Annotated in this window: 19 protein-coding genes; 1 reads left to right on the top strand and 18 read right to left on the bottom strand. The window is 62.7% G+C overall.

What is annotated here, in order from left to right; genetic code table 11:
- Nucleotides 1-429: 429 nt before the first annotated feature.
- The 15 genes from JYG37_RS28075 to JYG37_RS28000 all read right to left on the bottom strand — a co-directional run bounded on the left by JYG37_RS28075 (nt 430) and on the right by JYG37_RS28000 (nt 17,121).
- On the bottom strand, nt 430-618 hold the full coding sequence (locus tag JYG37_RS28075; RefSeq protein ID WP_124631614.1) for a hypothetical protein: 189 nt from the start codon (nt 616-618) through the stop codon (nt 430-432).
- Nucleotides 619-1,336: 718 nt separating this feature from the next.
- Complete coding sequence (locus JYG37_RS28070) at nt 1,337-1,558, bottom strand: SymE family type I addiction module toxin (RefSeq protein ID WP_050012347.1); 222 nt, start codon at nt 1,556-1,558, stop codon at nt 1,337-1,339.
- 977 nt (nt 1,559-2,535) lie between these two features.
- The gene (locus JYG37_RS28060; RefSeq protein ID WP_050012346.1) at nt 2,536-2,913 is read right to left on the bottom strand and encodes an immunity 22 family protein; all 378 of its coding nucleotides are present in this window, start codon (nt 2,911-2,913) and stop codon (nt 2,536-2,538) included.
- Nucleotides 2,914-3,007: 94 nt separating this feature from the next.
- Nucleotides 3,008-3,409 carry a barstar family protein gene (locus JYG37_RS28055; RefSeq protein ID WP_080334173.1) on the bottom strand — a complete coding sequence of 134 codons (402 nt, stop codon included), beginning with the start codon at nt 3,407-3,409 and terminating at the stop codon, nt 3,008-3,010.
- A 6-nt stretch (nt 3,410-3,415) separates the two neighbouring features.
- Nucleotides 3,416-3,766 carry a hypothetical protein gene (locus JYG37_RS28050; protein WP_200891620.1) on the bottom strand — a complete coding sequence of 117 codons (351 nt, stop codon included), beginning with the start codon at nt 3,764-3,766 and terminating at the stop codon, nt 3,416-3,418.
- A 180-nt stretch (nt 3,767-3,946) separates the two neighbouring features.
- Nucleotides 3,947-4,534 (bottom strand): hypothetical protein, encoded by a 588-nt coding sequence (locus JYG37_RS28045; RefSeq protein WP_124638853.1) that lies wholly within the window; start codon nt 4,532-4,534, stop codon nt 3,947-3,949.
- Nucleotides 4,535-4,724: 190 nt separating this feature from the next.
- Nucleotides 4,725-5,054, bottom strand: coding sequence for a hypothetical protein (locus JYG37_RS28040; protein WP_080334172.1), 330 nt, complete (start codon nt 5,052-5,054; stop codon nt 4,725-4,727).
- 11 nt (nt 5,055-5,065) lie between these two features.
- Nucleotides 5,066-9,391: an RHS repeat-associated core domain-containing protein gene (locus JYG37_RS28035; RefSeq protein ID WP_176016337.1), complete on the bottom strand. Its 4,326-nt coding sequence runs from the start codon at nt 9,389-9,391 to the stop codon at nt 5,066-5,068.
- Nucleotides 9,388-9,852 (bottom strand): DcrB-related protein, encoded by a 465-nt coding sequence (locus JYG37_RS28030; RefSeq protein WP_176016338.1) that lies wholly within the window; start codon nt 9,850-9,852, stop codon nt 9,388-9,390. Before JYG37_RS28030 ends, JYG37_RS28035 begins: the two co-directional genes overlap by 4 nt.
- Nucleotides 9,853-9,869: 17 nt before the next feature.
- The gene (locus JYG37_RS28025; protein WP_050012344.1) at nt 9,870-12,008 is read right to left on the bottom strand and encodes a type VI secretion system Vgr family protein; all 2,139 of its coding nucleotides are present in this window, start codon (nt 12,006-12,008) and stop codon (nt 9,870-9,872) included.
- A 133-nt stretch (nt 12,009-12,141) separates the two neighbouring features.
- Complete coding sequence (gene tssF, locus JYG37_RS28020) at nt 12,142-13,956, bottom strand: type VI secretion system baseplate subunit TssF (RefSeq protein ID WP_249746085.1); 1,815 nt, start codon at nt 13,954-13,956, stop codon at nt 12,142-12,144.
- A gap of 343 nt (nt 13,957-14,299) precedes the next feature.
- Entirely contained in the window at nt 14,300-14,809 is a 510-nt protein-coding gene (yfiB, locus tag JYG37_RS28015) for an outer membrane lipoprotein YfiB (RefSeq protein WP_050012342.1), read from the bottom strand.
- Between the two features lie 86 nt (nt 14,810-14,895).
- Nucleotides 14,896-16,164 (bottom strand): diguanylate cyclase DgcN/YfiN, encoded by a 1,269-nt coding sequence (gene dgcN / locus JYG37_RS28010; RefSeq protein WP_050012341.1) that lies wholly within the window; start codon nt 16,162-16,164, stop codon nt 14,896-14,898.
- Nucleotides 16,161-16,868 (bottom strand): regulatory sequestration protein YfiR, encoded by a 708-nt coding sequence (gene yfiR / locus JYG37_RS28005; protein ID WP_089489623.1) that lies wholly within the window; start codon nt 16,866-16,868, stop codon nt 16,161-16,163. The genes dgcN and yfiR overlap by 4 nt, the downstream gene beginning before the upstream one ends.
- Nucleotides 16,869-16,959: 91 nt before the next feature.
- Nucleotides 16,960-17,121 carry a hypothetical protein gene (locus tag JYG37_RS28000; protein WP_213346242.1) on the bottom strand — a complete coding sequence of 54 codons (162 nt, stop codon included), beginning with the start codon at nt 17,119-17,121 and terminating at the stop codon, nt 16,960-16,962.
- 142 nt (nt 17,122-17,263) lie between these two features.
- Here JYG37_RS28000 and JYG37_RS27995 point away from each other — a divergent pair, with 142 nt between their 5' ends.
- Nucleotides 17,264-18,505, top strand: a complete 1,242-nt coding sequence (locus JYG37_RS27995; RefSeq protein ID WP_124594778.1) for an NAD(P)/FAD-dependent oxidoreductase — start codon at nt 17,264-17,266, stop codon at nt 18,503-18,505.
- Between the two features lie 52 nt (nt 18,506-18,557).
- Here JYG37_RS27995 and JYG37_RS27990 read toward each other — a convergent pair whose 3' ends face one another.
- From JYG37_RS27990 to JYG37_RS27980, 3 genes are all read right to left on the bottom strand, one after another.
- Nucleotides 18,558-19,703, bottom strand: a complete 1,146-nt coding sequence (locus JYG37_RS27990) for an alpha-hydroxy acid oxidase (protein ID WP_050012338.1) — start codon at nt 19,701-19,703, stop codon at nt 18,558-18,560.
- Nucleotides 19,704-19,874: 171 nt separating this feature from the next.
- Nucleotides 19,875-20,642 (bottom strand): FadR/GntR family transcriptional regulator, encoded by a 768-nt coding sequence (locus JYG37_RS27985; RefSeq protein WP_050012337.1) that lies wholly within the window; start codon nt 20,640-20,642, stop codon nt 19,875-19,877.
- A gap of 67 nt (nt 20,643-20,709) precedes the next feature.
- Nucleotides 20,710-21,600, bottom strand: a complete 891-nt coding sequence (locus tag JYG37_RS27980; RefSeq protein ID WP_089489787.1) for an L-fucono-1,5-lactonase — start codon at nt 21,598-21,600, stop codon at nt 20,710-20,712.
- Nucleotides 21,601-21,641 lie beyond the last annotated feature (41 nt).

Below are 21,641 nucleotides of genomic sequence, written 5' to 3'. Positions count from 1 at the left end.
ATGCGTCTTGCATTGCGCAAGCGTTTCGCCTGCCCCGCTTGCCAAATCGCTGGTTCGGAGGGATGGTCCGACAGCCATTGGCAAGGCAGCCGAAATTATATGGGCGTTTTTCAATCGTCTGTCAAAAATGCCTGTCGATTGAGGGAAAACACGTAGGTTTTTGAGATGGGCGGGTGGCGATGGGGGTGCAACTTCCGGGAGGCTGGGGCGGTTGTTTTGGGTGCAATCGGGTTGCTATTCGGTAGGGGATCGGGGTTGGTTCCTTGCTGGGCTTGGGTTTTGCGATGGGCGGTTCTCGGTTTCGTATTTTTCGGGCTATCGAGGGCTCGGTCGCTGGAAATCAATCGTCTGATGATCGCGGGGGCGAGCACCAAGATGGGGCGGTCGGTGAGGCGGTAAATCTTTCTGTTTGCCAACAGAACCAACAAATCAGAAAGGTTTTTGATATTTTCGTGAAATAATGCGGGCTCGCTTCTGCAATCCAGCCAGCCTCCCCTGCCAGTCGCGCCCGCCGCGCCACGCAGTCCTCAGGGCCGCTTCGACGCCCCCTCGTCGCCCACCCGCCAGCCAGTGATCTGCCGTTTGTTCAATGCACATCACCTGCTTCTGATCGCCCATGAATTGCCCTATCCGCCTGTCTTCCGCCGCCGCGATCGCATGCGCGCTTTCTGTTTCTGCCTCCCATGCTTCGGGACGCGATGCGCTGACCGATCGGTCGGCCGGTGCCAATGTGTTTCGCTCAGAGCGGCATGCGGCCACTCGGGATAATGGACATGCGGCGCGGATGAGTCGCCGACGCGTGCAATTCGCTGCGCCTGGCGAACGGAGCCCGTTCGATACGCCGGATACGCGGCCGGTGCGGGTGACAAGCGATGCGCTCGTGGCATCGCCGCCTTCTTTTAAACACGAACCCGATTTCGTCTCGGCTCCGAACCGTGTCGCGCTTGGCGCGGGCGGGAGCGATAGTTTTGGGCGCGCAGTGCCCGGGTATGAGCAGCGCGAGCAGAACTGGAACGAATACCTGCGCGCGAACGGTTCCCGGCCGGCTGGAAGTGGCGGCTCGTATGCGCCGCAACGGCCGTACGATGCGCCGCGCGGTCCGCACGGGGCGCCGAATCCGTTCGATCCTTCGGTGCCGCAACCAGAGACGCGGACGTTCTACGACAACGGATCGGGGACGAAATGCACGGCTACCGGTGGTGCGGGGACGTCGCGGTCGTCTTGCGATATCGCTTGGTGATGTGCGGTTTTGGGCGGCTGCCGCTTGCGGCTGCTCTACCCTGTCCGGCGCGCTGCGCGGCGTCGCGCAGCGCGGCCGCATCCCGCGGCGTTGCGCTTACAGCTGCGTGATGATCAGCCTCCCCGGCTCAATCTCGATCCGCGCCTTGCGGCCCGGAACAAAATACGCATCGTTGATCAGCCACATTCCACCAATCTTCATGTACGGATAAAACGTCTCCGGCCTCGGATCCATGGTCTTCGGGGTACCCCACATTTCCTGGATCGTGACGAAACGTTCCGTCTTCGGTGGTCGTGCTTTATGATTCGGCTTAGCCATGGGCAACTCCTGTTCAGTTGGCTGTGGTTAGCGGGTCGTGAGTGTTGGTAGCACTTGCGGCCCGCGCTCGTTTACCGCGGCGTTTTTATGGTTCGGATTCCTCCTTTGTTGGTGAATCAATGGGAGCGATGCTTCGATAGAGGATCAGTGCGTGTGGCACTTCCGTTCGCGTGCGCTGCGGGCACACGATCACCATCGGTTGAACATCACCCATTAAACCATCATTGGTGTGCATTTGAGCGCACGTTAGCCATCGGGTATAGGTACGCGACTTGGTCAGCTTTCTGGTTATTGCGCGTGTTGACACCAACGGTAGGCAATTCGACGCCGGCCAGATTGCCTCGAAATACGATTGATCGGAACGTGACAATTTGAAACGATTCGACCGCGATTGTGCGTCGCGCATAGCCGCCGCGTGCGTGCGACAAGCCCGAACCCCTCTATCGCGAGACCAACGGAGCCATTGCCGTCATCTTTAAGATGGCATGCGTATTAGGAATTCGCGCAGACGCTTAATCAGCTCCGGGTTGCCAGCACAATCAATGGGGCGAAGATTGTCGAGTGCCGGAACATTCGAATTTATCCACTTTCTGGCAGAATTTGGGCCAGCGACCCAGTAAATTGCATAAGCAAGATCAAGTTGATAATTTAGATCTCTGGCAAGATCATGAACCTCTGGAAAATCCCTATATTTCCCAAATAGATCAGAGAAATTTTCCCAAACATCGCCACCAGAACAATACTGTTCGAGCCGGATCAACTTAGACCCCATCAAAAATTAGACCAGCATCGTCCGGGATACATGCCAGCGAAACAAGAAAACCATCATTGCCATTATATTTCCCTGCTTGTGAGTAGCAAAAAGACAATCACATAGCTCACCGAGCTCGAGCCGTTTTATCCACTATGCTGACGTCGAGATTCTTGCCAGCGGCAAGCTTACTTCGACCTCTCCGCTTTGAACTACACCACTAAGTCTACTTCTGAAAATCAAACGTCCCGACGAAGCGCATGCGGGAGGCAAGACGGGCATTTTCTGCGTCCTCGTACTCGAAGTTATAAAGTAGGATCAGACCATTATCATCAACACTGCGCATAGCTTCGAGCTCGGGAATCAGAACGTCCGCAAAACTATCGATCCAAGAAAATCCTACAAGATTATTTCGGAGGCTTAGATCCGGTTGCAGCATGCCCGCCTCACGGAAGTCATCGTCAATCCAATCAATTCCGGTATCGTCTCGAAACTGATTGGAAGAGTCACCGTTCTCGTCGTAGGCGTTCTCGATGTAGTCTGTAAGATCATCGTCGTCAGTGAACTTCCCGACCCAGACTGATACTTTATTAGCTTTTTCCATTCTCCCGTACTCCGTCGGCGGCCGAAGACCCACGGGCGGGTCGTCGACGCCATTAATGAGCTGATAATTTCCCCAGCTCCGCAAACGCCGCAAGTTAGTCTTTAATTTTAAAAATCAACAAAGTCTTCGCCCCAGATGCCGCCACATTCGAATCAGCCAACGAAACGCACAAATCTTCGAATATATCTGTCGCGATAACATAAGCATCTGGTTCCGCCGCGGCCATTCGATCCGAATCAGGCCAGAATATTACAATTCGTTCGTTATCCACCTCATCCAAACCAGACCAAAGTGAGTCAGCCAATGCGTCCCAGCTTCGATTACTCTGCAACGACGGATCTAGTGGGCAGTTGTCACGAATCGCATCGAAAAACTGATTTTTAGATGCTATTTTTTCGAGTAAAACAATAACCAACCAACCCCTGCGACGGCATTCTTCCGCAATGCCCCTCGCTTCGATCGCGTCGATCACGTAAATTCCAAGTTTATCGGGCATCACGAATCACTCAAAACTTCTCAACAAAGTTACACCAACACTAGCCCCTAGGGTTTTCCCAAACCTTAACCTTCTCCACCGCCCTCTCAATGTCGTCCATATCACCATCACCCAGCGAGGAGTCGAACTTTCCGATATCATTTTCCTCAATTTCGCAATCTTTTTGGTTACTTTATTTTCATCAATAAATTTCGTTGTTTCCGCACGGCATTCTAAATTCCTATCATCGAATTCCCTACCAGGTTCGTGATAATATGCCCCAATATTTCTTAAAGAAATTAGCAAATACTCAAGGTCACAAAGAATCGAGAGGGCTTCACTTTCTGAAAATTCAATTTTTTCGTTGCTTTCCAACATAGCAGCCTCCGCTGAACGATCTCTGGATTTTTGAGGGAGATAACTGCCACTGAGCTTCCGGATCCGCCGGCCGAATGCGTCGTACTCGAAATGCGTTGGTACGACCTCGACCGAACTACGATTTGACTACGGGAAATCAACACGCCAACCGTTTTTATGATTGCCCCTTGAATTTATGATTCAGGGAGAACCAAGATTGAATAACCACTCGTGATATTTCATCTTGTCACGATCTGTCAAGGTACCTGCAACGAGTTCACGAGCAAAATCCTTCTGCACGTTCATTTCATGATCGACTGGATTCGCAACATGTCCTCCAATCAACTCAAAACTCTCCAAGTAGTCGATTCGGTTTATCAGAATCTCGGCACATGCAACCAACCGTTCCACATTGTGTTCAGCACACCATTTCGCCAAAAAAGACAACCCTGCTAGCAAATCAGTCGCACCCTGGACAGCAGCATCGTCATCCATTTCGACTGCGTCAGGGTCCCAGTCAACTTGCTCTAGATCGGCTAGCGGATTGGAGCTTTCGTTTCCGTTCCACACTTGATCCAAGGAGTCATCCACGCGTTGCCGAATCTGCACATTTGTAGCCTCCGCGTGCTTTGCGAGGAACTCAAAAACCGACTCATCATGTGCAAGACCAACACAGCACCAAACGCCAAAGCGAGCAAGGCGATCCTGGCGCCCGACAGCAACGAGAGACGACCTGAGATCTTGTTTATGCGCCTCAACATTCGGCGTTTCGGATAGAACTCTACTCATTAGCAAATACCTCTTTGCAGCGTGGAAAATATCTACGACGCATCCTCCGACATGTGATAGCCAGCAACACCTCGCGCGCAGCCGATTAAGTTACGTTCCAGGCCGCAGCTCAATCAAAGTCTGGATATATTTCACGCAGATCATCGCAAAGACCATTACCCAACTGACTTCGAATTAAAGCATAGCCGCATCATTTTCCGGTCGCACCCGCCTCAAGCAAATACCTCCTCCACCCTTCCAAGTATGATCGAAAGGTTTTTATACCAATTATTCTCAACGACTCTTCAGTATATTCATTGAATATCTCCACCCCCCCCTTCTCAATGATCACTGTATGAGCATTCCCCGTACCCTCCCATTTTTCAACCTCTCCATTTTCAACAGACAAACAAGCATTTATGTATTCATCGGCTGCATAAACGCTCCCCTGAACATCGCCAGACAAAAAATCACCTACGATTTTCTGCCCCTCAGCCATCTCCGCATGTAAAAATCCACGCTCATCAACATAAATTTTCATTCGCACCCCTATCAATATATCGGATATGCAGTATTAATATCCCCACCACCATTCAACCAACCTTCAATCTTCACACCACTTCTTGAAACACCTTCCCATTTTCCGTTGGGGGTGACCACTCCGTTATCAAACGCACTTCTAATCTCAGACATGACTTGTTGACGATTCCACGATTTCGGGAAGAACGACGATTCTGGCCCCTTCGCCACCCATGTACCCGTACTCGGATCGAATATCTCAACCTTACCTCTATAAACCCCTTGGGCATTTGCTGGCGAGGTGACCCCAACCACTCGAGCTTTTCCAACATGACCGATGCTGCCTTCGTGGTGGAAGCCAACAGCACGTCCACGGCTGTTTATTTCCCCGTGGAAAACATGTTCAGAATTTATTTTCGGACTGGTCCTGCACAATCCCCACGGATCGATCCATGTGTTCGGATTGGGTGCGTACTGGTAGAGGTTCACTCCTCCGATTAATCCGATCGGGTCCGGGCTGATGAAACACCCGATATCCGGATCGTAGAACCGGAACGTGTTGTAGTGCAGCCCCGTCTCACGGTCCAGATACTGCCCTTGAAAGCGCAAGTTCTGCGGTCGCGGTGCGTGAGCCGGCACGGGCGCAGCCGCTTGAACGTTTCCCCACACCGCTGCCGGCCGATCCGGCACCGGCGCAACCCACTCCTCCTGCACCGCATTGCCCCACACCTTGTAGCGGGCCTGCCAAACCAGCTCGCCACCCGCGTCAGTCAGTTCCTCCGGCAATCCCGATACATCGTTGTGGAAGTAATAAACCGCATCCCGCACATCCGCATCATTGGCCGCCGCCTTCCCCTGATCGATCCGGGCAAGCGGCACATAACTATTGGACTCGTACAAGTACGTCAGCGCTTCCTCGCCCTGACGGTCGTGATACGTCTCCTGCACCAACCGCATGCCGTCCCACAGGAAATCCGTACTCGCATAACTGCCATTGAGCTTCCGGATCCGGCGGCCGAACGCGTCGTATTCGAAATGCGTCGTCGCAACCCCGAGCCGGTCCTTCGTCACCACGGTCTTGAGCTGGTTCCAGTCGTCGTATTCAAGCGTGAGCTCTTTAGCCGGCCCATGCCCGCTCACCTTACGAACGAGCCGCCCATACGTGTCGTACTCGAAGCGCTTGTCCTCGAACATCTTGAGCCGGTTGTGCTCGACATACCCGCCCGGGTGATCGCTCGACACCAGGTTCGCCGCCGCATCCCAGCGAAACACTTCCGACGGCAACCCCGGCCCCGCCGCCTGTTCGATGCGCCCCGTCGGGTCATACCGATAGCTCGTCGTGCCATAACGCTGATCGCGCTTCTGGATCACGTCGCCTGCGGCATCGTATTGCCACTGCTTCGCAAGCAACTCCCCGCCCGCCGTCCCTCGCTGCACAATTTGCCGCGCACGGCGCCCCACCGCGTCATATCCGAAGTGACTCGTCAGCTTGCCCTGCGTCCGTAGCACCTCGCGATGCAGATCGTCCCGTTCGATGTCAGCAACCGCCGCACCATCGAAACGAATCTGGTGCACATGCCCCGAGCCGTAATGCAGCCAATCGATCGTGCGCTCGCCGGAAATCGTCGTGCTGACGCGATTGCCAAGCTCGTCGTAGGTGTGTGCGAGCCAGCCGGTCGGCGTGTATTCCTCGACGACCTCACCACGCTTGTCGTACTTCAGGCCAACCCGATTCTTCAGCGATGGCCCACGAGCGGCGAGCGTGTACAACTCGGCCGATGTGATCCGGCCTGCCTCGTCATACAGGTATTCGCAACGCTCTTGCGCGGTTTGCTTCGCAGTCAACCGCCCGATCGCATCGCGCTCGTATCGCGTCTCGATCTGCCCATCACGTACCATCGTTCCTTGACCGCACACGTCGTACTCATACGTACGCTTGTGACCATCGAGACCGACCTGTACGGAAACGAGATCGCGACGGTCATACTGAAAGCGATACGTCTCACGGTTCTCGTTGGTCAAGCTCGCCAACCGGAACGCTTCGTCATAACCGAATCGCACGACACGATCAGCCGCATCCGTGCGTGCCAGCAACAACCCACGCGGATTGACTTCGTAACGCGTGCTGCGCTGATTCGCATCAATGACCTCGACGAGACGTCCCGCCGCGTCGTACCGAAACGTCTGACGCGCACCATCCGCCGTCCCGATTCCCGTGACCCGCCCCATCGCGTCCGTTTCGTACACGGTGGCATGGCCGGCGGCATCCGTCACCCGCGCGAGCGCACCGCGTGCGTCATACGCAAACCGCGTGACCTTGCCGGAACAATCGGTATACGCGATCAACTGCGCCCGGCCATTCCATTCGAGGAACTTGTACCCGCCACGCGCATCGCGAATCGTATGCACAAGGCCGCGATCGTCGCGGTAATACTCGGTCGCGAAGCCCGCCGGATCGCGCGTCATCGTCAGGTTGCCGCGCGCGTCGTAACGATAGGTCCATCGCGCGTTGGTCGGATCGATTTCCGCAACAGGCAGATCGTAGTGCCCGTTCCACTCGGTGCGCTCGACCTGGTCAAGCGCGTCGATGCGCTGCGTCTGCCGCCCGCGCTCGTCATATTCGAAGCGAGTGACATGGCCGGCCGGATCGGTCGTACTGACCAGTTGCCGCATCGCGTTCCATTCGAGCCGCCACACGTTGCCTTCGGCATCCGTATGGCTCGTCGGCTGCTGATCCTCGTTCCACTTCCATTGCGTCACCCGCCCGATCTGATCGGTGATCGTCACCGAACGCTGCACAAGGTCTGCGTCGAACGTGTACGCTTCGCCGTCGTCGGTCCAGTGGCGCACGACACGCGCGTCGCGGCCAACGCCGTTCCACGCGTAAAAGCACTGTAGTCCGCCGGGCAGCGTATGCCGTGTCATCAGGCCATGTTCGTAACCGAAATGCCGCCCGGTATGGCCGCTGCGATCGGTGACCGATGCGAGTTCGCCGGCGCGCGTATAGCCGTAGCGAACCAGGATCTCGGGCAACTCACCATCGACGCCACGTACCAGTTCGATCGATGCGACGCGTCGCGGATGCTCCGGATCGTAATGCAGCGTCAGCAAACGGCCGGCGCTATCGTGAAGCCGAACCGGCCGCACCCGTTCGCCGACACTCGCACGCTCGACCTCGATCCAGTTGCCATTTCGGTCCTCGAGCCGCCGAAGATCCAGTGTTTCAGCATCCGACGCCGGCGCCCCGGCCGGGCCGAAATCGCGATACAAACCATCGACCGTTTCGACCACATAGTGCCCGCCGGCGGTACAAATCAGGTAAATGCCTTCAGGCACGCTGAAATGACTCTCACCCGGCGGCACCGCCGGAAACTCGATGTCGCGCCCCTGTTCGTCCCAGTACGTGATCGACGTGACGACGCCGTTCTCCCGCGCCAACCGCAACTCGACACTGATCGGCACGCTCCAGCCGACCCCAAACAGGCCATCGGCGCGGTCGTCGTGGCTGCTGTAAAAACGCCGCCAGACGATCGGCAGCGGCCCAGGCAACACGAAGTCGGTGTCGTCGCTGCCGTCTAGAACCTTGCCGCCGGTGATCACGTTGACGGGATGGCCGGCCGACGGCTGCATCTTGCTGCCGAGCCATGTGCCGAATATGCCGGCCGCGAAGTTCATCGCGAGACACGGCAGCTTGCCCTTGACGAAATCGCCCCAGTTCCCCTTGCCTCGACCACATAACGCAAGCGCGATACCGATCGCCGCGCCGAGTCCGGCGACCCACGGCCGTGCCGCACTGATGTCGCGCACGGTCTTCGTGCCGCCGCCGAAGAAAACGTCCGGCGAGCCCTTCGAGATCGCGCCGTCACAGGTGGTCTTGTCGTCGACCCGTGCCGCAGGCAGGTCGTTGATGAACACCACGTCGGACCCTTGCGCAACGAATTGCGGACCAGGATGATCGCTGCAAAGAACCGGATCCATGTCCGCGCCGTCGGCCGCGCGCGCGGCCGGCTTCCCGTTGACGAACACATCGGGCGAACCGTTCTGGATCGTGCCTTTCTCCTCGGGCGGAGAAATGGCATTGCCGAGCCCCTTCGCGGCCTCGTCGATCTTGTCGTTGAGGCCGGAGCCCTGCATGTAGGCGGCCACGCCGACGCCGATCGCCAGCACGATCGGCGTCGCCAGCCCGCCGGTGCCAATTTCGAGCGCACCCAATGCACCGAACACGAGGCCTTCCGCTATCGTGGTCAGCGCCCATCCGATCCCCAAGCCGCCCAGCAGCGACCCGCCCATGCCGAGCAGGTCGCCCGCGAGCGTCGTGTGGGTAAAGGGATCGTCCTTGCGAGCGGCCGGCTGACTCATGGGCGGCCGGCATCCGAAACCAGCGTGGGCGCAACCGGGCGCGGCTGGAAGCTCTCCAGCATGCGCGCGGCCAGCGCACGTTGTTCGTCGTTAAGCGGCGCGGCATTGGTCAACGTCATCACGATGACCTGCCCGCCGGCATCGAGCCGAAACGCCGTCTGCATCTGATGAAAGATGCGGCCGTCCTGTTCATGCGTCGATTCCGTTTGCACGCCGGGACATTCCGCCCGCCCAACCGTCACCGGCCGTCGCGACTGCACGTTCAAATTCTGCGCGGTGCGCGACGCCTGCGCCCATTCACGCTCGACGAACGCATCGATCGACTCCTGCTCGCGCAACCGGCCGCGGGACACGACAAGACTCAGCCCGCCCGGGCCGACGGGAAGAATCAGCATGTTGACGGTGCGGTCAAGCGCCGCGTCCGGCAATTCGAAGGTGCCTTCATGGATTGCGTAGTGCATGGCTGGTGTCGTTCGAGTTATTTGTTGAGATCGATGCGCTTGCCGTTGACCGTCACGCCGTCGTCGGTCATCAGGATTACGGAGCCGTTGTGCTCCAGCCGAATACCTTCCGGCGCGAGCGAGATCGAGCTGTTTTGCACCTTCAGCAGGATGCCGCGCTCGGCCACGTACACCTGCGTACCGCCGCCGCCATCCTTGGCCGGCGTCGTGACCTCGACGGTCGTCGCCGTGGTGCTGCGCTTCTCGGCGATCGTCTCGGTCAGGTTACCCTGCGGAATCTGCTTTTCTTCGCTGCCCGTCGCCACGAGGACGGTGCGCATCGGCCCGAACACCTTGTGCGTCTCGTTGTTCTCGACGACGGTGTTCATATCCTTCTGCGCGTGCATGAAGAATTCCTGCATGCCGTTCGTGTCGGTCATGCGAATTTCGTTCGACCCCTGCCCCTTGTGCGTCTGACTCTTGATCCCCATCGTCTGCCCGGCCGCGCCGTGATACGGGTTGCCCTGCTCGCCGTTGAACACGCGGCCGACGATCACCGGGTTATCCGGATCGCCCTGATTGAACGCCACCAGCACTTCCTGCTTGATCCGCGGAATCGCGGCCGCGCCCCAGCCGTCGCCCGCCCACGGTTGCGACACGCGCACCCACATCGAATCGGAGCCGTCCTTCTTGCCGCGCCGGTCCCACGGGAAATGCACTTTCACCGCGCTGCCGTTCGTATAGATTTCCTCGCCCTTCGGCCCGACGACGATCGCCGACTGCGTGCCGTGAATCACCGGCTTCGGCGTCGCGCGCGGCGCACGGTACGGAACCTTCTTCGGCAGCAGCGCGAAGCTGTTGCGGTACGGCAGCTTCGCGCTGTGCTGCGTGTAGTCGTTCACGGCCTCGTGCCGCACGTGCAGGATCACGTATTCCTGGTTGTTTTCGAGGACGGGATGATTCGCGACGGCCACGGCGCCGGCCGTGGTCATGCGCCACGCGTAGCCGCCGCCGGTATAGCGATGGGCTTGCGCCTCCTCGGCCTCCATCGCGAAACGGGCGTAGCGGTTGCCGTCGTCGCCGTGGTCGTACAGCGACTGATGCTCGAACCGCTCGGTCGCATCGAGCCGCGCATGCTTGAGATTCTGCGGCCCGACCTCCACCAGCATCAGCGGCGACGACGGATTCTGGTGATTGAAGTCGCGGAACGTGACCTTGCCGACGCCGAAGCGCCGGCCTTCGTGCAACTGGTCGATGCCGCTGTCCTCGCTCGCCTCGGTCGCGGCGAACGGCACGGTGGCGAGCCCGTCGATCGGGCGGAACAGCAGGTTCGTGTCGCCGATCACGAGAAGGTGCTTGTCCTTCTCGTACCGATGCGTCCACACGAGCCCCTCCTGCTCCATCAGCCGCGCGCAGAAGTTGTAGTAGCTCTCCTGGTACATCACGACGTACTCGAGCGGCTTCTGGCTGGTCCGGATGTCGAACACGAAATCGGAAAAACCGTGTTCCTGGAAAATCTCGGTGAGGATGTCCTGCGCGGTCTTGTTCTGGAAGATCCGGCAGTCGGTCGAGCGCGTGAGGAACCAGAACCACGGCACGGCCGTCAGGTGATATTGCGTGACGTTCCCGGGGTTGCCGGCGCGGTCGAACGACGCGACGTAGCCGTCGAAATAGCGGTCGTTGTCGCCGGTGCCCGACGCCACCACGCGTTCGAGCGTAGACAGGCGCGCCTGCTGGTCGAAGCGGATCTTGACCTGCTGGCCGATCAGGTCCTCGGGCCTCAGGTCGTGGCGATGCGACAGCAGGTCGAGATGGATTTCCGGCAAGCGGTTCACGTGCTCGTCGACGACGGCCGCGCTGACCAGCAGCACATCCGGGCCGAGCGGCGTATCGAGCGTGACGTAACGGTTGAGCTGCGTCAGGCGCGCGGGGTTCGCGGCGCCGTTGATCGCTTCGGCGATGGCGCCGGGCGTCTTCTCCATTAGCGAGAAGCCGGTCTGCGCGAGTTGCAGCGCGCGCTGGACGGTGTCGACGTGCCCCGCGAGGCCGGCAAGCGGCCCGAGGCTGCCGGCCACACTCGACGCCACCGGGCCGGCGAGGCCCCCGAGCGCGCTCAACGAGCCGAGCGCACTGCCGCCCAATCCACTGGGAATACCCCCGTTCGGAGCGAAACTCATTCTTGTTCCTTGCGTGTGATCTCAGGTTCCATCGGCCGGCTCGCCGGTCCGCGGCTTCGATAATGTAGGGTAAAACCCGAGCGCTTGAAAGACGCCCGCAAACGTTTTCGTTCGAGCCCTGAAAAGCGAGAAACTAAACCAGCGGCTGGGTACCCGGACGCGGCGTCCCACGCCGAAGCAGCGCGCCGGTAGCGGCCGAAAACAGCACGACCTGCACGAAGCTCGTGACCGGCACGTATGGTGCGAACAACCGGTCCATCACCTGCGCGAATCCGCTCAGGCTGAACGCGGCGAAACGCTGCTCGTCGACGACCAGCCGCACCTCCAGCCCGTGCACGAACGCCGACGCCGGCTTGCCGGGCAGCCAGCACCGCACGCGCGCCGTCGACAGCGACACGAGCGCATCGAAGCGCCGGCCGGCGTCGACGGAGTCCTCCGCCCAGCGTGCGCAAAGCCGCCTGAGCTGGGTCAGGCCGCCCTTGTCCAGCCGGATCGCCTGCGGCACGAGGAGCGACAGCAGATCCCACAGCTCCCCGTAACGGAAAGCGGGCGGCTGGCTCCGTGTCGGCCGGTTCAGCAGCGAAATCGTTCCCACCGGGTCGCCGCTGGGCAACGCCAGCTCGCGCCCCCGCATCCCGGACAGATCGCCCTGCGTGCAGGACAGCCGTATCTCCAGCTTGCGATGACCGGGATCGGCAGGTCGTCCGTCCTGGTCGACCAGTTCCAGTTCGACGCCGCGGCGCGACTCGGCAGTGTCTGCCGGGACTGGCGGCGGAGTCGCCTCCGTCTCCTTGGACCGGGAATCGACAGGCTCCTTAGGCGCCCGCCGTGCCTCGTCGCGCAACGTCATCCAGAACAATCCGGGACGCATGCCCGCGCCATGTTGCAGCGACCGGAACGGCGCCAGCATCGACGCGCCCGAGTCGGAAACATGGCGAACGGTGTCGATCGACCAGATAGCCGTACGCGACGCGCCGGCCTGCGCAAGCGCCTTCACCGCGTAATGGGCGCAACCGGCGCGCGTCTCGATCGGCTGGGCGTCGTCCGGAAACAGGTTGATGACCGGCGCACAAAACAGCCGGACGTGGTCGGCGGTGGCGGCGGCCAGGCGTTGCGCGCGATGCGAATCCGGATGCACGCCCGCGATCGCGAGGTGGAGCGCGACGCGACGGTTGACGCTGGCGATTCGCTTGATCGCCCGCATGTCCAGGTCGACAAAGTCGAAACGCTCTGGCACCGCGCAATACGTCATCAGCAAGTGGAGCGGCCAGAGCGCATCGTCGGGCCGCACGTCCAGCAACGCATCGGCGGGATCGAAGCCGACGGCCGTGAACGTCGCGTCCGGCAGACGCTTCCAGCGCGTTGCATCGCCTGCTTCGACGAAGCTTCGGCCGGCAAGAAGCAACACGGCATCGGCGAGCGCCGCGACGATTTCCCGCGCACCGGTGAAATGCATGCGCAATGTGTCCGGCACGATGGCGAACGTCGCCTTCGGCGTCGTGAGTTCGAACGTGAAGGTCAGCAAACCGGTCGTTTCCGGGGGCAACGCGACGTCGCGCGGCGCGATCGACGAGGTCGTGTAGCGCACCGACGATACCGTCAGCGGCACGATCTCGACATCGTCGGCGATGCGGAATACTTCCTTGCCGACCGGTGCGATCAGCCGCTCGCCGCGACGAACGACGCGCGGCGCAGTCAGTTCGCTGCTGCCGTCGCCATGGAATTGCGCAATCGCGCACGATGGAAACGGGCGCAGAAAAGCGCCGTCGAGCGTATCGAGAAAACTGCCCGTGAACGCAGGCACGTCATCTTCGAGACGAATGTCGTGACACGCCGCCATCAACGCGAACGACTGCAACAGGCGTTCGACGTGCGGATCGTCCGAATGCTCGCCGGTGATCGCCAGCCGAGCGGCTATTTTGGGAAAGCGCTGAGCAAACGTCTGCATCGAATGGCGCAGCAGCGTCATCTCGCGTTCGAAGTGCGGCAGCAGATCCTTGGGTTCGATGGCCATACTCGTTCCGTCCGTCGCTGCATTCGCCTACGACGATGCAGCATTCATGAAAGCGGAACGATCTTATTCGGATAGGTCGCTTTTTATTTCCAATGAATTGAACGGCCACCATGTTGGCGGCGGCGAATTCGGTCGATGGCCATCCTGCCTTCGGCGAATATCAGGGCTCGCCGCGTGTGAATGGCCGCTCGCAAATTTTCGCGCCAATGGTGGCAAACCGTTAAAACAGACAGCACAGCGTGCTCGTCGACGCGGCGGCCACGCGCCATGCATCGCGTCACCGCGGCGAAACCACGATCGCCGCTCGCCGATTCTGCGCCCGCCCGCCCGGCGTCTTGTTATCCCCTACCGGATCGCGCTTCCCTTTCCCGACGATCGCGATCCGCTTCGCATCGAGTCCCGCGTCGACCAACTCGACAGCCACGACTTCAGCCCGCCGCCTCGACAGCTCGACGTCGTACTTCTCCGTCCCCTCGTTATCCGAATACCCGTACACCCGCACCCCGTTGATCCCCGCCGACTGCAACGTCCGCCCGATCCGCTCGACGATCCGCCGGACATCCGGCTTGAGGTTGTACCGGTCGAAATCGAACAGGATCGGCCCGGCCGCCCCGAACTCGAACCCCTGCCCAGTCTCCTGGAACCCGGCCGACTTCAGCGCCGTGACCTGCGTCTGCGTCAGCCCGCGATGAAGCGGCGGCGTCTGGCAGCCCCCCAGCAGCATGCCCAGCAGCAGCGCACTCCCGACGCACGTCCGCCTCATGCTCACAGGAAACGAGTGGTTCATTTCGCATCCCCTTCCATCGCGCCCGCTCCGCAAGCGCTTCTTTTAACCGCCGCCGCGGCCTCGTCCGCGGCGCGAGTCGATCGACATCACACCGGCCCTGCCACGCTCTCCGCCAACTGCCACGATCCCGGCCGCGCGCGCTTGGCGCGGTACATCGCGATATCCGCCGCGCGCAGCAGGCCGCTCGCGTCCGACGCGTGATCGGGATACAGCGCAACGCCGGCACTCATCATGGTGGCCACCACGCGGCCGTCGGACAGCTCGATCGACGGCGCCATGCCGGACAAAATCTCGTCGGCGATCCGGCACACGCTGCCCGCTTCGGGCACCGCCGCCAGCATCACCGCAAATTCGTCGCCGCCCAAGCGCGCGACGAGATCGGTCTCGCGCACCCGCGTGCGCAACCGCGATGCGATGCCGATCAGCACCGCGTCCCCGGCGTCGTGACCGAGACAATCGTTGATCTCCTTGAAGCGGTCGCAGTCGAGATAGAGCACCGCGACCCGATGACCCGTCAACGTGGCATCGCACAGCGCAAGCGCCAGGCGCGATTCGAACTGCATGCGGTTGGGCAACCCGGTGAGCGCATCGTGCGTCGCCTTGTGCTCGAGCGACGCGTTCTCGTCGCGCAGCGTGTTCTGCCAGTCTTCGAATTCGTCGAGCAACGCGTTGAAGTCGTCGCCGAGCTGATTCAGTTCGGCGATCGCCGTCGGCTCGACGCGCCGCGCGAACGCCCGCTCGCGCCGCACCGCGTGCGCGACGCCCGCCAGCGCGCGCAGCGGCGAAACGATGTTGCGCAGCAGGCGCTTCGAGCTCACATACGCGCCGAACACGCTGACGGCGAGGCAGCCGAGAATGCCGCCGACGCCGCCGAGCAGGAAGCCGAAGAACTGATGCCCGCGCCCGCGCACGACGACGTGGCCGACGATGATGCCGTCATGCATCACCGGCGCGGTGACCGGCCCGGGCAGCGCCACGTCGGCGACGGCGCGCTCGAGCCGGGCGACCCCGTTTCCGGCCGGCAACTGCCACGTCGCGAACAGTTGTCCCTTGCTGTCGGTGACGACCACCTGCGCGACGTCCTCGTCGCCGGCGATCATCCCAATCGCCTCGTTCGCCGCGACGCGATCGCCGAACACGAGCGCCGCCTCGACCGTATAACCGAGCGAGCGCGCCAGCAGATTCAGGTTGTTGCCGGCATACGCGCGCAACGCGATCACGGCGACGACGATCAACGACACGGCGGCCATCGTCACGGCGACGAACGCGAGGCGCAGATGCGCGCGGCGCAGCACGCTTTGCAGCGTCGGGCGCGGCGGGCGCGAAGCGGGAACGGGGGGCGCGGATCGTGTCATGGCGCCACCGGCCGTCGTGCAAGGTTGAGGACGTTCGGATGCACGCGCACGCCGCTGCGCGCGACGGCATCGAGATTGATGTCGAAGGTGACGCGTTCACCTTCGACCGTGACGCAGAACATCGCGCCCGCGGTGCAGGACATATCGTGTTCGGCAATGGTCAGCACCGGGCGGCCGGACAACACGGCCCTGACCCGTGCGCGCTCGTCGTTGCCGAGGGCGCCGAGATAGACGACGTCGCACGCGACGCCGAGCGCGGGGTCGTCGAAGCGGACGCGCTGCACGTCGAGCACGGTCGAGCCGGCCTGCAGCGTGTCGGTCAGGCCGCCCGCGTAGTCGGGCCTGCCGGTCACGCACAGATGCAGACGGACGGGCGTCGTCGGCCAGCGCGTGAAGCTGATGATGCCGAGCACCACCTGACGCACGGCGGAGTCGTGTGACGAAAAGGCGGGACCCGTTGGGCTGGCCGGCGTGGTGGTGGCGGCAACTTGCACCGCATCGATCGGATGCTCGTCCATCACGGCAGGCGCGCCGGCGACGACCGGTACGGCGCTCAGAACGCAAACGATTGCGGCAAACGCCTGGCGGACCGTGGCGACTCGGCCCCGCCGGCCGGACGCCTTTCGCGCGGCGATGGCCGCCGCGCACGCTGGCGTCGATGCGACTGCGAGACTCGCAGCCGCCGCGCACACACTTGCATCCATGATGGAAACATCTGCCGCAGTCGTTCCCGGCCCTGCCTCCTGCCTGCCATGCGCGTGCAGGCACCGTATCACGCGCACGATTCCTTCCATCTTAGGTAAAAATTCGGATGACCAAGCAGTGGGAAACACCCGCGAAAGCATCGGAAAGCAGGCGGATTCCGTGTGGCTGCCCGATGAGACGGACGGCCGCGTCGACCGATGTCGATTCGATCTCGGCGTCGGCGAATTGATCGGCGGATTGATCGTCGCGCACGGGCCAGCCGCCACGTATCGACCGCGTGCCCCCTCTTGGCCCCCCACGCCGGCGCGAGTATGCTTGCGGTTCGAACGATTCCCAACCCGGGCGCGCACACCGTACCGCGGCCACGCGCCCCGCCAACCGTCACTCACCATCGATGGATTTCGACGTCATCGTTCTCGGCGCCGGCATCGTCGGCGTTTCCGCCGCGCTGCACCTGCAGGATCGCGGCCGCAAGGTTGCCCTCGTCGATCGCGGCGCGCCCGGCGAAGGCACGAGCTTCGGCAATGCCGGGCTGATCGAGCGCTCGTCGGTCGAACCGTACCCGTTCCCGCGCAGCCCGTTCACACTGATGCGCTATGCGCTGAACCGCTCGACCGACCTCTACTGGCACAGCGCGTCGCTGCCCGCGTTCGCGCCGTGGCTCGCACGGTTCTGGTGGGAATCGGCGCCGCTGCGTCACGCGGCGGCGTCGCGCGACATGCTGCCGCTGATCGAACGCTGCATCGTCGAACACGATGCGCTGATCGCGCGGGCCGGCGCCGGCGAACTGATCCGCGCGAGCGGCTGGCTCGAAGCGTTCCGCACGCCGGCCGCCTTCGAACGGGGCGTGGCCGACGCCAGCCTCACCGCGCGCCGCCACGGGCTCGGCATCACGCCGCTCGACGCGGCCGCGCTGCGCGCGCACGAACCGAGCCTCGCCCCGGGCTTCTGCGGCGCGCTACACTGGCTCGACCCCAAAAGCGTCGTCGATCCGGCCGCGCTCGTCAAAGCGTATGCGCACCTGTTCGTGCGGGGCGGCGGCACGCTGCTGACCGGCGACGCCGCGAGCCTCGACGCGCTGTCGCCCGGCTGGCAGGTCCGGACCGACGACGGCCCGGCGGCCGCGCCGGCCGTCGTGGTCGCGCTCGGCCCGTGGTCCGACACGGTGTTCGGCAAGTTCGGCTACAAGATCCCGCTGCGCGAGAAACGCGGCTATCACATGCACTACGCGCCGTCCGCGCGCGGCGTGCCGTCGGCGCCGATCGTCGATCGCGAATACGGCTACGTGATCGCGCCGATGCGGCGCGGGCTGCGGCTGACGACCGGCGTCGAGATCGCGCGCCGCGGCCTTCCGCCAACGGGTGTGCAGCTCGAACGCGCGGAACGCGTCGCGCGGCCGGTGTTCGGGTTCGGCGAGCGGCTCGACCCGCATCCGTGGCTCGGCTTCCGCCCGTGCACGCCCGACATGCGCCCGGTGATCGGCCCCGCGCCCGCGCATCGCGGGCTGTGGTTCGCGTTCGGACACAACCATCACGGGCTGACGCTCGGCCCCGTCACCGGCCGCCTGCTGGCCGAGATGATGACCGGCGAAGCGCCGTTCACCGATCCGGCGCCGTATCGCGCGGATCGCTTCTGAGCGCGCGATACCGGCGCCGGCACGAAGGCTCGGCTGGCGCCGAAACCCGTCGTCAGCGAAAGCGCAGCTGATTCCGCCCGAGCTGCGCAACGGACGCGCAGCCCATTAGCCGCATGTCCCGTTCGATCTCCGTGCGCATCAGTTGCAGCGCACGTTCGACGCCGGGCTGCCCGGCGGCGGCGAGCGGAAACAGGTAATAACGCCCCAGGCCGACCGCCTTCGCACCGAGCGCCAGCGCCTTGAGCACGTGCGAACCCCGTTGCACGCCGCCGTCCATCATCACGTCGATCCGGTCGCCCACCGCGTCGACCACCTCGGCAAGCTGGTCGAACGCGGCGCGCGAACCGTCCAGTTGCCGTCCGCCGTGATTCGACAACACGATGCCGGTGCAACCGATGTCCACCGCCCGGCGCGCGTCGTCGACCGACATCACGCCTTTCAGGCAAAACTGCCCGTTCCACTCCCGCACCATCGCGGCGACGTCGTCCCATGTCATCGACGGATCCAGCATGTCCGTGAAGTAGCGGCTGATCGACATCGCGCCGCCGCCCATGTCGACATGCCGGTCGAGTTGCGGCAAACGGAATCGCTCGTGAGTCAGGTAGTTGATCGCCCAGGCCGGCTTCAACGCGAACTCGGTCATCCCCGCGAGCGTCAGCCGGAACGGAATCGAGAAACCGGTGCGCTTGTCGCGCTCGCGATTGCCGCCGGTGATGCTGTCCACCGTCAGCATCATCACGTTCACGCCGGCTTCCCGCGAGCGGTTCATCATCTCGCGGTTGAGACCGCGGTCCTTGTGGAAATAGAACTGGTACACCTGCGGGCCCGCGCTGATCGCACGGGCCTCTTCGAGGCTCACGGTGCCGAGCGACGACACGCCGAACATCGTGTCGAATTTCGCGGCCGCGGCGGCGACGGCGCGCTCGCCGTCGTGATGAAACAGGCGTTGCAGCGCGGTCGGCGAACAGTAAACCGGCATGCCGAGCCTTTGCCCCATGACCGTCACCGACAGATCGACATCGCGCACGCCACGCAACACGTTCGGCACCAGATCGCAGCTTTCGAACGCGCTCGTGTTGCGCCGATACGTGGTTTCATCGTCGGCCGCACCGTCGATGTAATTGAAGATCGGTCCCGGTAATCGCCGTCGCGCCAGCTCGCGGAAATCGTGGAAATTGTGGCAATCGTTCACGCGCATTCGTCACACTCCATTCCGCGCACGAGCGGCATGCCGGTGGGCCGGCACGCATCGCGGCGTTCGTTCTATGGCGACGGCCGGGTCATCACCCCGTACGAGGCCGCGTCGGCACCGGGGTGGGTGCGCATCGCGGACACCGCTGCCGACCATACAGGAAATCGATTCACACGCTCAATCGAGCGCGCGGCCGAAAATGCGGATCACTTCGTCGAGATGCTCGGCCATCGCACGGCGCGCGGCGTCCGGGTCGCGCGCGCGGATCGCATCGAGGATCGCGCGATGCTCGCGCTCCGACCGGTGCGGCATGTCGTTCGGCATGTACAGCGACTGCAGCCGCTGGAACATCAGGTCGTACTTGTGCGCAAGCAGCTGCTTGATCATCAGCGCATACGCGGCGTTGTCGCTCGCCTCCGCGATGCGGATATGGAACAGCCGGTCGCCCGGGTGCGTGAGCGAGCCGCTGCGGTTATCGTCCTGATTGCGCAGAAATGCTTCGTGAATCCCTTCGATCTGCGCATCCGAGCCATGCTTCGCGGCCAGCGACGCGGCCTCCGGCTCGATCAGCCGCCTCGCCTGCAGCAGCGCGAACGGCGGGATTTCGGTGTCGAGGTCGAGCGCGATGCCGAGCTCCGGATCGATCTCGACGATCGAGAACGGCGCGACCGTCGCGTCGGGTGCCGTCACGGGTTCGGGCGCGGCGGCCGTTTCGGGATGGCGCACCTTCACGCCGTCGCCGACGCGCACGCTGACGAGCCCGTTCACTTCGAGCGCGATCAGCGCCTCGCGCACCGACGTGCGCGACACGCCGAACCGTTCGGCAAGTTCGCGCTCGGGCGGCAGATAGCTGCCCGGCGGGAAATCGCCGGACTCGATCATCGCACTGAGCTTGTCGGCGATCTGCTGGTAGAGGCGGCGGTTCTGAATCGGCTGGATGGACATACGTTGACGCTGGTAATCGGTTTCGTTCCGGACGGCCCGAGCATCGCATGGACCGTTCGCGCCTATTTTATATGCCGCGCTTCACATCGCCCGGCACCGCGTAGCAGCGCGCGGCCGTGCCGCCCCACAACGCGGCGCGTTCGGCCGCCGACAGCCGCGCTTCGGCCCAGCGTTCGACGAGCGACGCGACCTCGTCATACGACGCCGCGAGCAGGCACACGGGCCAGTCCGACCCGAACATCAGCCGCCGCGGGCCGAACGCGTCGAGCGCCGCGTCGAGACACTGCTCGATATGCCGGATGTCCTGCGCGCGCAGGCCGCGCCGCCAGTCGGCTTCGGTCACGAGCCCCGACAGCTTGCACGCGACGTGCGGCAGCGCGCCGAGTTCACGCAGCGACGCGCGCCAGCGCGCGAGCGCCGTGTCGTCGCGTGCGAACTCGGCGAGCGCGGGCTTGCCGACGTGATCGAGCACGAGCCAGTGCGCATCGTGCCGCGCGCAGAACGCACGCACGTCGGGCAACTGGCGCTCGTACACGAGCACGTCGTACACATAGCCGTTCGCCTGCAGCCATGCGACGCCGCGATTGAAGCCGGGATCCGCGACGAACGCGCCGACGTCGGCTTCGTCCTGCACCTGATGACGGAAACCGCGCAGCTTCGGGCTGCGCCACTCGGCAACGTGGTCGGCCAGCGCCGGCGCACCGAGATCCTCCCAGCCGACCACGGCCGCGATGCGTGCGTCGTCGCGCGCCAGATCGAGCAGGAACGCCGTCTCGTCGCGCCCGGCGCGCGCCTGCACCGCGATCGACGCGCCGAGCGCCTGCGCATGCATTTGCGGCCACAGTGCGTCGGGCAGGTAGTCGCGCGCGAGCACGCCCATCCCGGGGCCGATCCACGGATAGTCGGCCGCGCGATAACGCCAGAAGTGCTGATGCGAATCGATACGCACTGCGCCCATGATGCCCTCGTGTTCGATCATCGCGGCGGCGACGGTCATCG

This window comes from Burkholderia sp. LAS2, assembly GCF_018417615.1.
Classification (GTDB): Bacteria; Pseudomonadota; Gammaproteobacteria; order Burkholderiales; family Burkholderiaceae; genus Burkholderia; species Burkholderia sola.
This window is presented reverse-complemented; position numbering and strand designations above follow the sequence as displayed.

What these genes read in the sequence shown, in the direction of transcription:
- JYG37_RS27985 (WP_050012337.1), bottom strand. Translation starts at nt 20,642, where the DNA reads ATGTCCATCCAGCCGATTCAGAACCGCCGCCTCTACCAGCAGATCGCC.
- JYG37_RS28040 (WP_080334172.1), bottom strand. Translation starts at nt 5,054, where the DNA reads ATGAAAATTTATGTTGATGAGCGTGGATTTTTACATGCGGAGATGGCT.
- yfiB (WP_050012342.1), bottom strand. Translation starts at nt 14,809, where the DNA reads ATGAACCACTCGTTTCCTGTGAGCATGAGGCGGACGTGCGTCGGGAGT.
- JYG37_RS28060 (WP_050012346.1), bottom strand. Translation starts at nt 2,913, where the DNA reads ATGGAAAAAGCTAATAAAGTATCAGTCTGGGTCGGGAAGTTCACTGAC.
- dgcN (WP_050012341.1), bottom strand. Translation starts at nt 16,164, where the DNA reads ATGACACGATCCGCGCCCCCCGTTCCCGCTTCGCGCCCGCCGCGCCCG.
- JYG37_RS28035 (WP_176016337.1), bottom strand. Translation starts at nt 9,391, where the DNA reads ATGAGTCAGCCGGCCGCTCGCAAGGACGATCCCTTTACCCACACGACG.
- JYG37_RS28055 (WP_080334173.1), bottom strand. Translation starts at nt 3,409, where the DNA reads ATGCCCGATAAACTTGGAATTTACGTGATCGACGCGATCGAAGCGAGG.
- JYG37_RS28045 (WP_124638853.1), bottom strand. Translation starts at nt 4,534, where the DNA reads ATGAGTAGAGTTCTATCCGAAACGCCGAATGTTGAGGCGCATAAACAA.
- JYG37_RS28030 (WP_176016338.1), bottom strand. Translation starts at nt 9,852, where the DNA reads ATGCACTACGCAATCCATGAAGGCACCTTCGAATTGCCGGACGCGGCG.
- JYG37_RS27995 (WP_124594778.1), top strand. Translation starts at nt 17,264, where the DNA reads ATGGATTTCGACGTCATCGTTCTCGGCGCCGGCATCGTCGGCGTTTCC.
- yfiR (WP_089489623.1), bottom strand. Translation starts at nt 16,868, where the DNA reads ATGGATGCAAGTGTGTGCGCGGCGGCTGCGAGTCTCGCAGTCGCATCG.
- tssF (WP_249746085.1), bottom strand. Translation starts at nt 13,956, where the DNA reads ATGCAGACGTTTGCTCAGCGCTTTCCCAAAATAGCCGCTCGGCTGGCG.
- JYG37_RS28050 (WP_200891620.1), bottom strand. Translation starts at nt 3,766, where the DNA reads ATGTTGGAAAGCAACGAAAAAATTGAATTTTCAGAAAGTGAAGCCCTC.
- JYG37_RS27990 (WP_050012338.1), bottom strand. Translation starts at nt 19,703, where the DNA reads ATGCGCGTGAACGATTGCCACAATTTCCACGATTTCCGCGAGCTGGCG.
- JYG37_RS27980 (WP_089489787.1), bottom strand. Translation starts at nt 21,600, where the DNA reads ATGGGCGCAGTGCGTATCGATTCGCATCAGCACTTCTGGCGTTATCGC.
- JYG37_RS28070 (WP_050012347.1), bottom strand. Translation starts at nt 1,558, where the DNA reads ATGGCTAAGCCGAATCATAAAGCACGACCACCGAAGACGGAACGTTTC.
- JYG37_RS28075 (WP_124631614.1), bottom strand. Translation starts at nt 618, where the DNA reads ATGGGCGATCAGAAGCAGGTGATGTGCATTGAACAAACGGCAGATCAC.
- JYG37_RS28025 (WP_050012344.1), bottom strand. Translation starts at nt 12,008, where the DNA reads ATGAGTTTCGCTCCGAACGGGGGTATTCCCAGTGGATTGGGCGGCAGT.